This window comes from Streptomyces sp. Je 1-4 4N24, assembly GCF_026239515.1.
In the GTDB taxonomy this organism is placed as follows: Bacteria; Actinomycetota; Actinomycetes; order Streptomycetales; family Streptomycetaceae; genus Streptomyces; species Streptomyces nigrescens.
Genome location: NZ_CP110836.1, coordinates 5,246,102 through 5,258,108, shown reverse-complemented (window position 1 = coordinate 5,258,108; position 12,007 = coordinate 5,246,102). Strand labels below are relative to the sequence as shown.

The window sequence follows — 12,007 nt, the reverse complement described above, 5'->3', positions numbered from 1 at the left end:
GAGCGGTAGGTGCGCCAGCTGTTGTCATGTCCTGCACCCTCCCCTCGTGCCCGACCGGCCCGTCCCCGAGGAACTCCATACCCCCAAGGATGCGGCACCGCGCGGCGAATCGGACCGCCGTCGTACGCCGACGGCTGCGGGGCGCCGTGCCGCCCCGCCCGCCACAGGGCGGGCGGGGATCTTCACTCCCCCGCATCGCTGCACGTCACAACGCCTTAACGGACCAGTCCCCAGCGGAAGCCCAGGGCCACCGCATGCGCCCGGTCCGAGGCGCCGAGTTTCTTGAAAAGGCGCCGGGCGTGGGTCTTGACCGTGTCCTCCGAGAGAAAAAGCTCACGGCCGATCTCGGCGTTCGAACGGCCGTGGCTCATGCCCTCCAGCACCTGGATCTCGCGCGCGGTCAGCGTCGGCGCGGCACCCATCTCGGCGGACCGCAGCCGGCGCGGGGCGAGCCGCCACGTCGGATCGGCGAGCGCCTGGGTCACCGTCGCCCGCAGCTCGGCGCGCGAGGCGTCCTTGTGCAGATAGCCGCGGGCACCGGCGGCGACCGCGAGCGCGACACCGTCCAGGTCCTCGGCCACCGTGAGCATGATGATCCGGGCGCCCGGGTCCGCGGACAGCAGCCGGCGCACGGTCTCGACACCGCCGAGACCGGGCATCCGTACGTCCATCAAAATCAGATCCGAACGATCGGCACCCCAGCGGCGGAGGACTTCCTCGCCGTTGGCCGCGGTCGTCACACGCTCGACGCCGGGCACGGTCGCAACCGCCCGACGGAGCGCCTCTCGGGCAAGCGGGGAGTCGTCGCAGACGAGGACGGATGTCATGACCGCCCTCCGCAGCTGATGCGCGTCACCTTGAGCCTCCAGGCTGGTACGTATCGTCACCTGAGCGATTGGCGGCCTCGGACATTTGCCCGGGGTCTACCTCTGCCAACCGCCTCCGCACTCTCAACGACGGTCACTCGAAAGAGTTACGGCTTCGGCGACCGAGTTCAGCACGCTCCGTGAGGAGCCGGATACGCAGACGACTCATCGGGCGACCGGCATCCGCGCGTGCACCCTATGCCCTATTTGGCTCTCTTTCTTCCATTTTCGTGGTGACTATGACTAGATTCGCAATGAGTCATATTTACATCTACTTCGACAGTAGATGTACCGTCGTGAGCACCGAGCCCGAATCAGCATCGCTTCGAGGGGACAAGCAATGGCAGATTTCTCCCGCCTCCCGGGCCCGAACGCAGACCTCTGGGACTGGCAGCTGCTGGCCGCCTGCCGCGGCGTGGACAGCTCGCTGTTCTTCCACCCCGAAGGTGAGCGCGGAGCGGCCCGCAGCGCGCGTGAGACATCGGCGAAGGAGGTCTGCATGCGCTGCCCTGTACGGGCCGAGTGCGCGGCGCATGCGCTGGCTGTCCGTGAGCCCTACGGGGTGTGGGGCGGCCTGACGGAGGACGAACGCGAGGAACTCATGGGCCGGGCCCGGCACCGGCTGGTCCCCGCCTCCTCCATGACCGGTCACGCGGGGATCTCCGGCGCCTGACCTTCGGGGGCGGATCGCTCCTGAAGAAACGTTCCTGCATGGCGGCACGGCTGCCCGCCTGCAGGGCTCCGGCGGGCCATTGCCGCCGTGAGCGAGGGGTTCGGTGCGGCCGTTGTCCCCGGCCGCCTCGGTGCGGCCGTAGTTCCCGGCCGCTGCGGTGCGGCCGTAGTTCCCGGCCGCTGCGGTGCGGCCGTAGTTCCCGGCCGCTGCGGTGCGGCTCAGCGCCTGGCCGCGTCCACCAGCTGGTTGAGCGTCGCCGCGACGGCGGGGACCTGTGCCAGGTCCGGCAGCGTGAGCGCGACGATCTCGCGGTGCACGGCAGGCTCCAGACGTACCGCCGTGGCTCCCTTGGGGCGCACCGACGCCAGCGTGAGCTCGGGCAGCGCGGCGACCCCCAGGCCGGCGCCGACCAGGCCGATGACCGCCGGATAGTCGTCCGTCGCGAAGTCGATACGCGGGGTGAAGCCCGCGCTCTCACAGACCTCCACGAGATGCCGGCGGCAGCGGGGACAGCCCGCGATCCACGCTTCGTCGGCCAGCTCGGCGAAGCGCGCGGCACCCGCCTTCGCCAGCCGGTGGCCGGCCGGCACCAGCCCGACCAGCCGGTCCGCCAGGATCGGGCGCACCACCAGGTCGTCCCACTCCGCCCCGGCCGCCGGGTCCGCACCGCGCACCTCGGGATAGCGGAAGGCCAGTGCGATCTCGCAGTCACCGTTGCGCAGCATCTCGATCGAGCGTGGCGGCTCGGCCTCGACCAGCGAGACCCGGGTACCCGGATGCGCGGCGCGCATCGTCGCCAGGGCGGTCGGCACCAGCGTCGAGCTGCCGGAGGGGAACGACACCAGCCGCACCCGTCCCGCGCGCAGGCCCGCGATGGCGGCGATCTCCTCCTCGGCGGCGGTGAGCCCGGCCAGGATGCCGACGGCGTGCCGTACGAGTGCCTCGCCCGCCTGGGTCAGCCGCATCTCGCGGCCCGCGCGGACCAGCAGCGGGGTGCCGGCGGACTGTTCCAGCGCCTTCATCTGCTGGCTGACGGCCGGTTGGGTACAGCCCAGCTCCCGCGCGGCGGCGGAGAACGAGCCGGTCCTGGCCACGGCGCGCAGCACACGGAGATGACGGGCCTCGATCATGCTTCGAGCATAAGCGCGTCTTGGGTCGATCGTGAAAAATCGAGACGTTGCTTTTGGGACGCATGGCCGGCGTGGATCAATGGGACGCATGAGCTGGGTAGACGCCGAGAAAGCGGGCCCGGACCACGCCCGACCGAACAACGGAGCACCATATGAAGCTGCTGAGCGTGAATCTCGGGCGGCCCGCCCCGTCCCGGCACACCGATGCCGAGGGCGGTACCGGCATCGACAAACGCCCCGTGGACGGCCCGGTGACGGTCACCGCCCCGGGGCCCAAGGGCGTCGGAGGCAGCGGACTGACCGGCGACGCGGTGGTCGACCTGCGCCATCACGGCGGCGACGACCAGGCCGTCTACGCCTATGCACGGGAGGATCTGGACGACTGGCAGCGGGAGCTGGGCCGCGAGCTGGCCAACGGGGCCTTCGGCGAGAACCTCACCACGTCGGGTGTGGAGGTCACCGGCGCCCGTATCGGCGAGCGCTGGCGGGTCGGCCCGCAGCTGTTGCTGGAGGTGAGCTCACCGCGGATCCCGTGCCGGACGTTCCACGGGTGGATCGGCGAGCGCGGCTGGATCAGGCGGTTCACCCAGGCCGGGGTGCCCGGTGCGTATCTGCGGGTGATCGAGCCGGGCGAGATCCGCGCCGGGGACGCCGTCGAGGTGGTGCACCGCCCCGATCACGAGGTGACGATCGGGCTGATGTTCCGGGCCCTGACCACCCGGCGGGAGCTGCTGCCGCGACTGCTGGAGGCGGGTGCCGCGCTTCCCGAGGAGGCGCGGCGGAAGGCGTCGAAGCATGCGGAGCGGGCGAGGGGTTGAGCCGCCTTCCGGACCGGGCGGGGCGGGCTCCCGGGGCGGTGGGCGCGGGGTGTGCCGCCGGTGGTCCGTGGGGCGGCCGCGCCGCCGGGGGTTGGGGCTCGGGCGTCGTGCCCGGGGCGGATAGCGTGCCCGTATGACGACTGCATTGATCACGGGAGCGACGGCGGGCATCGGGGCGGCGTTCGCCCGGCGGCTCGCGAGTGACGGCCACAGCGTGGTGCTGGTGGCGCGCGACGAGAAGCGACTGCATGAGCAGGCCACCGAGTTGCACGACCGGCACGGCATCGAGGCGGAGGTGCTGAGCGCCGATCTGGCCACCGAGGAGGGCATCGCCGCCGTCGAGGCCCGGCTCGCGGACACCAGGCACCCGGTGGACATGCTGGTGAACAACGCCGGCTTCGGCAACAAGGGCGAGTACCTCGAAGTCCCCATGGCCGACGAGCTGACGATGCTCAAGGTGCACTGTGAGGCGGTGCTGCGGCTGACCACGGCCGGGGTGCGCGGGATGCGGGACCGGCGCCGGGGTGCGGTGGTCAATGTGGCGTCGGTGGCGGCGTTCGTGCCGCGCGGCACCTACGGCGCGAGCAAGGCGTGGGTCGTGCAGTTCACCCAGGGCGCGGCGCGCGATCTGGCGGGGAGCGGCGTGCGGTTGATGGCGCTGTGCCCGGGGTTCGTACGGACCGAGTTCCACCAGCGCGCCGGGATGGGGACGGACAACATCCCCGGGTGGATGTGGCTGGACGCGGACAAGCTGGTCGACGCCGCGATGAAGGACCTGACGCGGGGGAAGTCGCTCTCCATTCCCGACCCGCGGTACAAGGCGCTGATGGGCGCCGTGAAGCTGGCGCCCCGTGGCGTGCTGAGCGGGCTGACGTCCCGTACCGGCCGGAAGTACGGGCCCCGCTGACGCCTGGTCACTTCGCCTCTTGCCGGGTGCGGTGCCGTGGTGGTGCCATGGCCGTGGCGTGCGGGGCGGGGCTGTGGGGTGCGGGAAAGCCGGCGCCCCCACAGGCCCGTCCCGGCGAAACGGCACAGGACACGCAACGACGCGCATCGACGGGAAGGGACGGGAAGCGACGGGAAGCGACGGGAAGGGACGGGAAGGGACGGGACGGCGACGAGCGCCGACGCGCCCCGGCGAAGGAGGTCCGTTGAGCACGAGGCACCCCACCTCCGACAGTCCCCCCGGGCCTGGGGGAATGCCGCCGGTCCGGCCCAGCGTGCTGCTGTCGATGGGCCCGGGTGTCGCCGAGCGGCTCCTGGACGGCCGCCACCACACCCGCCTCGCGGCCCTCGCCCGTACCGACCCGAGCCTCGTCGCCCACGATCTGGCCGACCCCGCCCCCGGGATCGCCGCCGCCCTCGCCGACGCCGAGGTGCTGCTCACCTGCTGGGGCGCACCGCCCCTGACCGGCCGGGTCCTGGCCGCGGCCCCCCGGCTGCGGGCCGTCGTCCACGCGGCCGGATCGGTCAAGCACCACCTCACCGACGCCTGCTGGGACCGCGGTATCGCCGTCACCTCGGCCGCCGCCGCCAACGCCCTCCCGGTCGCCGAGTACACCCTCGCCGCGGTTCTCTTCGCCAACAAGCGCGTCCTGCACTCCGCCCACCGCTACCGCGGCCTGCGGGCACCCCATGACTGGCCGCACGAACTCGCCGGGGCCGGCAACTACCGCCGCACCGTCGGCGTCATCGGCGCCTCCCGCATCGGCCGTCGCGTCATCGAGCTGCTGCGCCCGTTCGACCTGCGCGTCCTGTTGTACGACCCGTACGTGGACACCGCCGAGGCCGCCCGGCTCGGCGTGACCACGGTCCCCCTCGACGCCCTCTGCGCCGAGAGCGACATCGTCACGGTGCACGCCCCGCAGCTGCCCGCCACCCGCCATCTGCTCGGCGCCCGCGAACTGGGCCTGATGCCCGACGGCGCGACCCTGATCAACACCGCCCGCGGCTCGCTGGTCGACGGGACGGCCCTGCTCCCCGAGCTGGTGACCGGCCGGCTGCATGCCGTCCTCGATGTGACCGAGCCCGAACTCCCGCCCCCCGGCTCGCCGTTGTACGACCTGCCGAACGTGCTGCTGACCCCGCATGTGGCGGGGTCGCTGGGCACCGAACTCCACCGACTGGCCGACCACGCCCTCGACGAACTCGAACGCTACGGCCAGGGCCGTCCGTTCCTCACCCCCGTACGGCCGGAGGATCTGCACCGCTCGGCATGAGTCGGGCAGACCCCTGCCCGGCGCGGGTGGGTGCCGTACTCCCGTCCCCGCCGGAAAACCCGAAGACCCGGCCCCCGCAGCAGCGGGAACCGGGTCTCAGGTGAAGCAGGCCGATGAAACGCGTCAGCCGGGGCGACGGCTCACATCAGCGAGCGCGGCGCTCAGGTCAGTGCGCGTGGCCGTGACCGTGACCGGCCTCCGGCTCCTCCTCCGCGGGCTTCTCGACGACCAGGGTCTCGGTCGTCAGGAGCAGCGAAGCGATCGACGCGGCGTTCTCCAGGGCGGAGCGGGTGACCTTGACCGGGTCGATGACGCCGGCCTTGACCAGGTCGCCGTACTCGCCGGTGGCGGCGTTGAAGCCGTTGCCCTTGTCCTGCTCGGCGACCTTCGCGGTGATGACGTAGCCCTCGAGGCCGGCGTTCTCCGCGATCCAGCGCAGCGGCTCGACGACGGCGCGGCGGACGACGGCGACACCGGTGGCCTCGTCACCCTCCTTGCCGAGGGAGCCCTCCAGCACCTTGCCGGCGTGGACCAGCGCGGAGCCACCACCGGAGACGATGCCCTCCTCGACCGCGGCGCGGGTCGCGGAGATGGCGTCCTCCAGACGGTGCTTCTTCTCCTTGAGCTCGACCTCGGTGGCCGCACCCACGCGGATGACGCAGACGCCACCGGCGAGCTTGGCGAGGCGCTCTTGGAGCTTCTCGCGGTCCCAGTCCGAGTCGGTGGTCTCGATCTCGGCCTTGATCTGGGCCACCCGGCCGGTGACGTCCTCGGCCTTGCCGCCACCGTCGACGATGGTGGTGTCGTCCTTGGTGACGGTCACGCGGCGGGCGGTGCCGAGCACGTCCAGACCGGCCTGGTCGAGCTTGAGGCCGACCTCCTCGGCGATGACGGTGGCACCGGTGAGGGTGGCCATGTCGCCGAGCATCGCCTTGCGGCGGTCACCGAAGCCGGGGGCCTTGACGGCCACGGCGTTGAAGGTGCCACGGATCTTGTTGACGACGAGGGTCGACAGGGCCTCGCCCTCGACGTCCTCGGCGATGATCAGCAGCGGCTTGGAGGCACCGGCCTGGATGACCTTCTCCAGCAGCGGCAGCAGGTCCTGGATCGAGGCGATCTTGCCCTGGTGGATCAGGATGTACGGGTCCTCGAGGACGGCCTCCATCCGCTCCTGGTCGGTGACCATGTACGGCGAGAGGTAGCCCTTGTCGAAGGCCATGCCCTCGGTGAAGTCCAGCTCCAGACCGAAGGTGTTGGACTCCTCGACGGTGATGACACCGTCCTTGCCGACCTTGTCCATCGCCTCGGCGATGAGCTCGCCGACCTGCTTGTCCTGCGCGGACAGGCCGGCCACGGCGGCGATGTCGGACTTGTCGTCGATCGGACGGGCGGTCGCGAGGAGCTCGTCGGACACGGCCTTGACGGCGGCGTCGATGCCCTTCTTCAGGGCGGCGGGGGAGGCGCCGGCGGCGACGTTGCGCAGACCCTCGCGGACCAGCGCCTGGGCCAGCACGGTGGCGGTGGTGGTGCCGTCACCCGCGATGTCGTTGGTCTTGGTCGCCACCTCCTTGACGAGCTGGGCGCCCAGGTTCTCGTACGGGTCGTCGACCTCGACCTCACGCGCGATGGTGACACCGTCGTTGGTGATCGTCGGCGCGCCGAACTTCTTGTCGATGACGACGTTGCGGCCCTTGGGGCCGATCGTCACCTTGACGGTGTCGGCAAGCTTGTTGACGCCGCGCTCAAGGGCGCGACGGGCGTCCTCGTCGAACTTCAGGATCTTCGCCATCGGTTGCTTCAAGTCCTCTCATTGCGATCCTCGGCCACGGCGTGGGGACCGCTGTCGCTCAAACGAACTGCGCCCCTGCCCCGGGTTGTTTAGACGCGGGAACCAGGGGCGCAGATCACAGCAAAACTGGGTGACTTACTTCTCGACGATCGCGAGAACGTCGCGAGCCGAGAGAACGAGGTAGTCCTCGTTGTTGTACTTCACCTCGGTGCCGCCGTACTTGCTGTAGAGCACGACGTCGCCGACCTTCACGTCGAGCTCGACGCGCTTGCCGTCCTCGACCCGGCCCGGGCCCACGGCCAGGACGACGCCCTCCTGGGGCTTCTCCTTGGCGGTGTCCGGAATGACCAGGCCCGAGGCCGTGGTCTGCTCGGCGTCGAGCGGCTGGACCACAATGCGGTCCTCAAGCGGCTTGATGGCAACCTTGGAGCTGGTGGTCGTCACGATCCGACCTCCCCCTTCGGAGATCTCACGGGGTTAACTGTCTGAGGTGGCGACCAGGTGGATCCGTCGTCGCGGGTGCCGGACCTGCCCGTCGCTGTGTCTGGCACTCCCCACTGGAGAGTGCCAACGCTGAGACTATGACGCGGTTAGCACTCGGTCAAGCGGAGTGCCAGCGCGGCGGGGGGCTCTTCCCCCGCCGCGGTTGACCGGCCGTACGGAGCCGGGGGTGGCGGCCGTACGGAGCCGGGGTTCCGCGGCCGCCCGCATTCGGCGATCATGGGCATCCCTCGCGGGGGCGGGGCGGGTGACGAGGCATCCATCGGGCAGCTTCCCGCCAAATCGGACACACCTACTCCTGGCCTCGCAACCACGCCACCGGCTGCCTCGTCTACCTCCCCGACTGCCGGGCCGACGAACCGGACCCGTTCCCGGCCGGCCGGCGGCCTCGACGAATGGCGGAGGAATCCCGTGTGTGCAGCGACCAGAGTTCCCCGGAGGGCCAGGGTCCCGGAGAGCGATGTCGAACGCACCATGACGTTTGCCGCGCTGGCCCAGGCACCGGACCGGCGGAGAACCGAGGCACGGCTGCTCGCCCTCGTCGTCCTGATCGCGGTCTTCGGCTACACCTACACCGGTCTGTCGATGAGCGGCCGACTGCCCGGCGGGCTGGCCGTCTTCACCGTCACCATGCTGCTCATGGCGCTGCTCCCGCATCTGGTCCTGCGCCGCTTCGCGCCCCGGGCCGATCCGCTGATCCTGCCGGTGGCCACCCTGCTGACCGGGATCGGGCTGGTGCTGCTGCACCGCCTGGACATCACCTATGCGCAGACGCCCCGGCTGAAGACCGCCGCGGCGGCCAACGGCCAGCTGGTGTGGACGGCGATCGGAGTGGCGGTCTGCATCGCCATCCTCCTGATACTGCGCGACCACCGCATCCTGCAGCGCTACATCTATCTGACGATGGTGATCGCACTGGTGCTGCTGATGGCACCGGCCTTCTTCGGCGCCGATATGTACGGCGCCAAGCGCTGGATCCTGCTGGGGCCCCTGTCGCTGCAGCCCGGTGAGTTCGTGAAGATCATGATCTCGGTGTTCTTCGCGGGCTATCTCACCGTCAACCGCGATGCGCTGGCGCTGGCCGGACGCCGCGCCCTGGGCATCCAGCTGCCCCCGGGGCGGCAGCTCGCACCGATCTTCACGATCTGGGCGATCAGCCTGCTGGTGCTGATCTTCGAACGGGACCTCGGCACTTCGCTGATCTTCTTCGGCGTCTTCGTGATCATGCTCTACATGGCCACCGACCGCACCAGTTGGGTGGTGTGCGGTCTGCTGATGGCCACGGTCGGCGCGGCCGTGGTCGGCTCCCTCGAACCGCATGTCCACGGCCGGGTCACCGCCTGGCTGGACCCCATGCGGGCGTTCACCAAGGCCGGCCAGGCGGAGCACATGTCCGACCAGCTCGGACAGGCGCTGCTCAGCTTCGGCAGCGGCGGCATCAGCGGCAGCGGCCTGGGCCAGGGCCACCCCGAGCTGATCGGCTTCGCCGGCAACAGCGACTTCATCCTCACCACCGTCGGCGAAGAGCTGGGACTGGCCGGGGTGATGGCCGTGATCATGCTGTACGTGCTGCTGGCGCAGCGTGGCCTGCGGGTGGGGCTGAGCGCCCGCGACCCCTTCGGCAAGCTGCTCGCCGTCGGGCTGTCCGGAGCGCTGCTGCTCCAGGTCTTCGTCGTCTCCGGCGGCGTCACCGGCCTGATCCCCCTCACCGGCAAGGCCCTCCCGTTCCTCGCCAAGGGGGGCTCCTCCCTGGTCGCGAACTGGGTGATGGTCGCCCTCCTCCTACGGATCAGCGACCACGCGCAACGCCGGCGTGAGCCGGCTTGATTTCTTCCCACGTTTTCGGCTGTCCCGCCGTGGGTGTTGCTCGCCGTTGCGCCTGGCGGCGAGCCGGTCCGCTGCGCTTGGCCTCGGCCCCACGTTTTCGGCTGTCCCGCCGTTGCTCCCCCACTGCCTGAAGGGCGTGGGAGGTACCCCCACGCGGCGGGCCGGGTCCGCTGCGCGGGGCTGTCGGGGTGCGGTGACGAGCCTGCGCGGGTGGGTGTCCGGACTGCTTCGCTTTACGTCCGGACACCCACCCGCTCCGGCCCGTCCCCTCCCGTGGGGGGATGGAAAAGCGGTTGGTGGGGTGATCGTCGGTGGTCATGTGCTCCTCGCGAAGCAGGAGTGAAAGTGCCGTCTGCGGACGCCCGCCCCCACTCACCGTCACTGACTCCTCCCACGGGAGGGGACGGGCCGGAGGGGCCTGGTGTGTGGACGTAAAGCGAAGCAGTCCACACACCAGGCCCCGGAGGCCCGTCACCGCACCCGACAACCACCCAGCCCGCCGCCGGCGCAACGGCGAGCAACACCCACGGCGGGAGGGCCGAAAACGTGGGAGGACAATGACACCGTGAACGCGCTCGACACTTTTTCCACCCTGCTCACCCCGGAGGGCCAGGCCCTGCTGGCCGAATTGCGGGACCACGATCCGGCGGATGAGCTGGCGGCAGCCACCCGGCTGCGGCGGGAGCACCCCGCGGAGCTCGTTTCCGCGGCGCTCGGGCAGGCGCGGCTCCGGCAGCGGGCGGTGGCGAAGTTCGGGGCGGACGCCTGGCGGATGTACTTCACGCCGAACGGCGTCGAGCAGTCCACCCGCGCCACGGTCGCCACCCACCGCGCCACCCGCCTCGCCGCGCTGGGCGTCCGTACGCTGGCCGACCTGTGCTGCGGCATCGGCGGTGACGCGCTCGCCCTGGCGCGGGCCGGGATCCGGGTACTGGCCGTCGACCGTGACCCGTTGGCCTGTGCGGCGGCGCGGGCCAACGCCGAGGCGCTGGGGCTCGCGGAGCTGATCGAGGTGCGCTGCGCGGATGTGACGGAGGTGGACGTCGCCGGGTATGACGCGGTGTTCGTGGATCCGGCGCGGCGCAGCAAGGCGCGGGGCGGCCGGATTTTCGACCCCGAGGCGTATGCGCCGCCGCTGTCCTGGGCCGTCGAGGCGGCCCGTAAGGCACCGGTCGCGGCGTTGAAGATCGCGCCGGGGGTGCCGCACGAGGCGCTGCCCGAGGATGCCGAGACGGAGTGGATCTCGGACGGGGGCGACGTCAAGGAGGCCGTGGTGTGGTTCGGGACGGGTGAGGGCGGCGCGCCCCGGCCGGTGCCCGGCGGCCGCCGCGCCACCCTGCTTCCCGCCGGGGACTCCCTACTCGGCACCGGGCTGCCGGACCCGGCCGCCGGCGACGACGCGCCGCACGCGCCGGTCGGCCCGGTCGGTGACTGGCTGTACGAGCCGGACGGGGCGGTGATCCGGGCCCATCTCGTCGCGGATGTGGCCCGGCAGGTCGGCGGGCGGCTGATCGACCCGACGATCGCCTACATCACCGCGGACCGGCTGACCGCGACGCCGTACGCGACCGCCTATGCGATCACCGATGTGCTGCCGTTCCACGTCAAGAAGCTCAAGGCGCTGCTGCGGGAGCGCGAGGTCGGTATCGCGGTGATCAAGAAGCGGGGCTCCGCGGTCGAGCCCGAGGAGCTGCGCAAGAAGCTGAAGCTCGGCGGCGGACGCAGGTCCTGCACGATCTTCCTCACCCGGGTCGGCGGCGCCCCCAGCATGCTGCTGGGGCACCCGGCCACGGACCCGCTCACGCCAGGTCGGTGAGGTCCTCGGCGTAGATCTGGGAGAGCGGCTGCGGGCCGATGTACTGCTGGCAGGTGCACTGGCCCGCTTCGTACTCCAGCGGCCTGTGGTCGGCGTCCCACGCCACCGCCACCTCAACCCGCTCATGACACTTGCCCTTTTTGTCATGCTTGGCGAGGTGGTGGGTGCAGCCGCACACCGGTTCCGGCGGCTTCTGGGCGGCGGCCAGTTCCTGCCGTTCCTGGCGGGCGGTTTCCAGGCGCTCCATCTTGCGTTCGTGCCGGGTGCGCAGCGCCGTGCGGGCGGTGTCGGCGACCTTCGCGAAGCCGCCCGCCATGAAGAAGATGAAGACCCACCAGAACCAGTCCACGGCCTGCCGCCTCCCCACG

Annotated in this window: 11 protein-coding genes; 6 read left to right on the top strand and 5 right to left on the bottom strand. The window is 71.1% G+C overall.

Features of this window, described 5'->3' with window-relative positions; all coding sequences use genetic code 11:
* Positions 1-215 precede the first annotated feature (215 nt).
* The gene (locus SLV14N_RS23120; protein ID WP_003948568.1) at positions 216-827 is read right to left on the bottom strand and encodes a response regulator transcription factor; all 612 of its coding nucleotides are present in this window, start codon (positions 825-827) and stop codon (positions 216-218) included.
* 379 nt (positions 828-1,206) lie between these two features.
* On the opposite strand from SLV14N_RS23120, the gene SLV14N_RS23115 reads away from it, so the two are divergent.
* Entirely contained in the window at positions 1,207-1,539 is a 333-nt protein-coding gene (locus SLV14N_RS23115; RefSeq protein WP_018090850.1) for a WhiB family transcriptional regulator, read from the top strand.
* Positions 1,540-1,757: 218 nt separating this feature from the next.
* On the opposite strand, the gene SLV14N_RS23110 is transcribed toward SLV14N_RS23115, so the two are convergent.
* Positions 1,758-2,669, bottom strand: a complete 912-nt coding sequence (locus tag SLV14N_RS23110) for a LysR family transcriptional regulator (RefSeq protein ID WP_263270871.1) — start codon at positions 2,667-2,669, stop codon at positions 1,758-1,760.
* Between the two features lie 152 nt (positions 2,670-2,821).
* On the opposite strand from SLV14N_RS23110, the gene SLV14N_RS23105 reads away from it, so the two are divergent.
* The 3 genes from SLV14N_RS23105 (at position 2,822) to SLV14N_RS23095 (ending at position 5,706) form a co-directional block, all read left to right on the top strand.
* The gene (locus tag SLV14N_RS23105) at positions 2,822-3,487 is read left to right on the top strand and encodes an MOSC domain-containing protein (protein ID WP_208683197.1); all 666 of its coding nucleotides are present in this window, start codon (positions 2,822-2,824) and stop codon (positions 3,485-3,487) included.
* 133 nt (positions 3,488-3,620) lie between these two features.
* A complete protein-coding gene (locus SLV14N_RS23100) occupies positions 3,621-4,394 on the top strand; it encodes an SDR family oxidoreductase (RefSeq protein ID WP_208683195.1) in 774 nt (257 codons plus the stop codon).
* A gap of 292 nt (positions 4,395-4,686) precedes the next feature.
* Entirely contained in the window at positions 4,687-5,706 is a 1,020-nt protein-coding gene (locus SLV14N_RS23095; protein ID WP_263273244.1) for a hydroxyacid dehydrogenase, read from the top strand.
* A 166-nt stretch (positions 5,707-5,872) separates the two neighbouring features.
* Here the strand turns inward: SLV14N_RS23095 and groL are convergent, their stop codons facing one another.
* Together groL and groES are read right to left on the bottom strand one after the other, a co-directional pair.
* Positions 5,873-7,495, bottom strand: coding sequence for a chaperonin GroEL (gene groL, locus SLV14N_RS23090; RefSeq protein ID WP_208688038.1), 1,623 nt, complete (start codon positions 7,493-7,495; stop codon positions 5,873-5,875).
* Between the two features lie 135 nt (positions 7,496-7,630).
* The gene (gene groES / locus SLV14N_RS23085; protein WP_018090856.1) at positions 7,631-7,939 is read right to left on the bottom strand and encodes a co-chaperone GroES; all 309 of its coding nucleotides are present in this window, start codon (positions 7,937-7,939) and stop codon (positions 7,631-7,633) included.
* A 531-nt stretch (positions 7,940-8,470) separates the two neighbouring features.
* On the opposite strand from groES, the gene SLV14N_RS23080 reads away from it, so the two are divergent.
* Entirely contained in the window at positions 8,471-9,823 is a 1,353-nt protein-coding gene (locus tag SLV14N_RS23080; RefSeq protein WP_208683193.1) for an FtsW/RodA/SpoVE family cell cycle protein, read from the top strand.
* Between the two features lie 565 nt (positions 9,824-10,388).
* A complete protein-coding gene (locus tag SLV14N_RS23075) occupies positions 10,389-11,639 on the top strand; it encodes a class I SAM-dependent methyltransferase (RefSeq protein ID WP_263270868.1) in 1,251 nt (416 codons plus the stop codon).
* Here SLV14N_RS23075 and SLV14N_RS23070 read toward each other — a convergent pair.
* Entirely contained in the window at positions 11,623-11,988 is a 366-nt protein-coding gene (locus SLV14N_RS23070; protein WP_208683190.1) for a hypothetical protein, read from the bottom strand. The genes SLV14N_RS23075 and SLV14N_RS23070 overlap by 17 nt on opposite strands.
* Between the last annotated feature and the right edge of the window lie 19 nt (positions 11,989-12,007).

Bases quoted from the DNA above. Each gene is read 5' to 3' on its own strand.
- SLV14N_RS23100 (WP_208683195.1), top strand. From the start codon at position 3,621: ATGACGACTGCATTGATCACGGGAGCGACGGCGGGCATCGGGGCGGCG.
- SLV14N_RS23115 (WP_018090850.1), top strand. From the start codon at position 1,207: ATGGCAGATTTCTCCCGCCTCCCGGGCCCGAACGCAGACCTCTGGGAC.
- groL (WP_208688038.1), bottom strand. From the start codon at position 7,495: ATGGCGAAGATCCTGAAGTTCGACGAGGACGCCCGTCGCGCCCTTGAG.
- SLV14N_RS23095 (WP_263273244.1), top strand. From the start codon at position 4,687: ATGCCGCCGGTCCGGCCCAGCGTGCTGCTGTCGATGGGCCCGGGTGTC.
- SLV14N_RS23110 (WP_263270871.1), bottom strand. From the start codon at position 2,669: ATGATCGAGGCCCGTCATCTCCGTGTGCTGCGCGCCGTGGCCAGGACC.
- SLV14N_RS23105 (WP_208683197.1), top strand. From the start codon at position 2,822: ATGAAGCTGCTGAGCGTGAATCTCGGGCGGCCCGCCCCGTCCCGGCAC.
- SLV14N_RS23120 (WP_003948568.1), bottom strand. From the start codon at position 827: ATGACATCCGTCCTCGTCTGCGACGACTCCCCGCTTGCCCGAGAGGCG.
- SLV14N_RS23080 (WP_208683193.1), top strand. From the start codon at position 8,471: ATGACGTTTGCCGCGCTGGCCCAGGCACCGGACCGGCGGAGAACCGAG.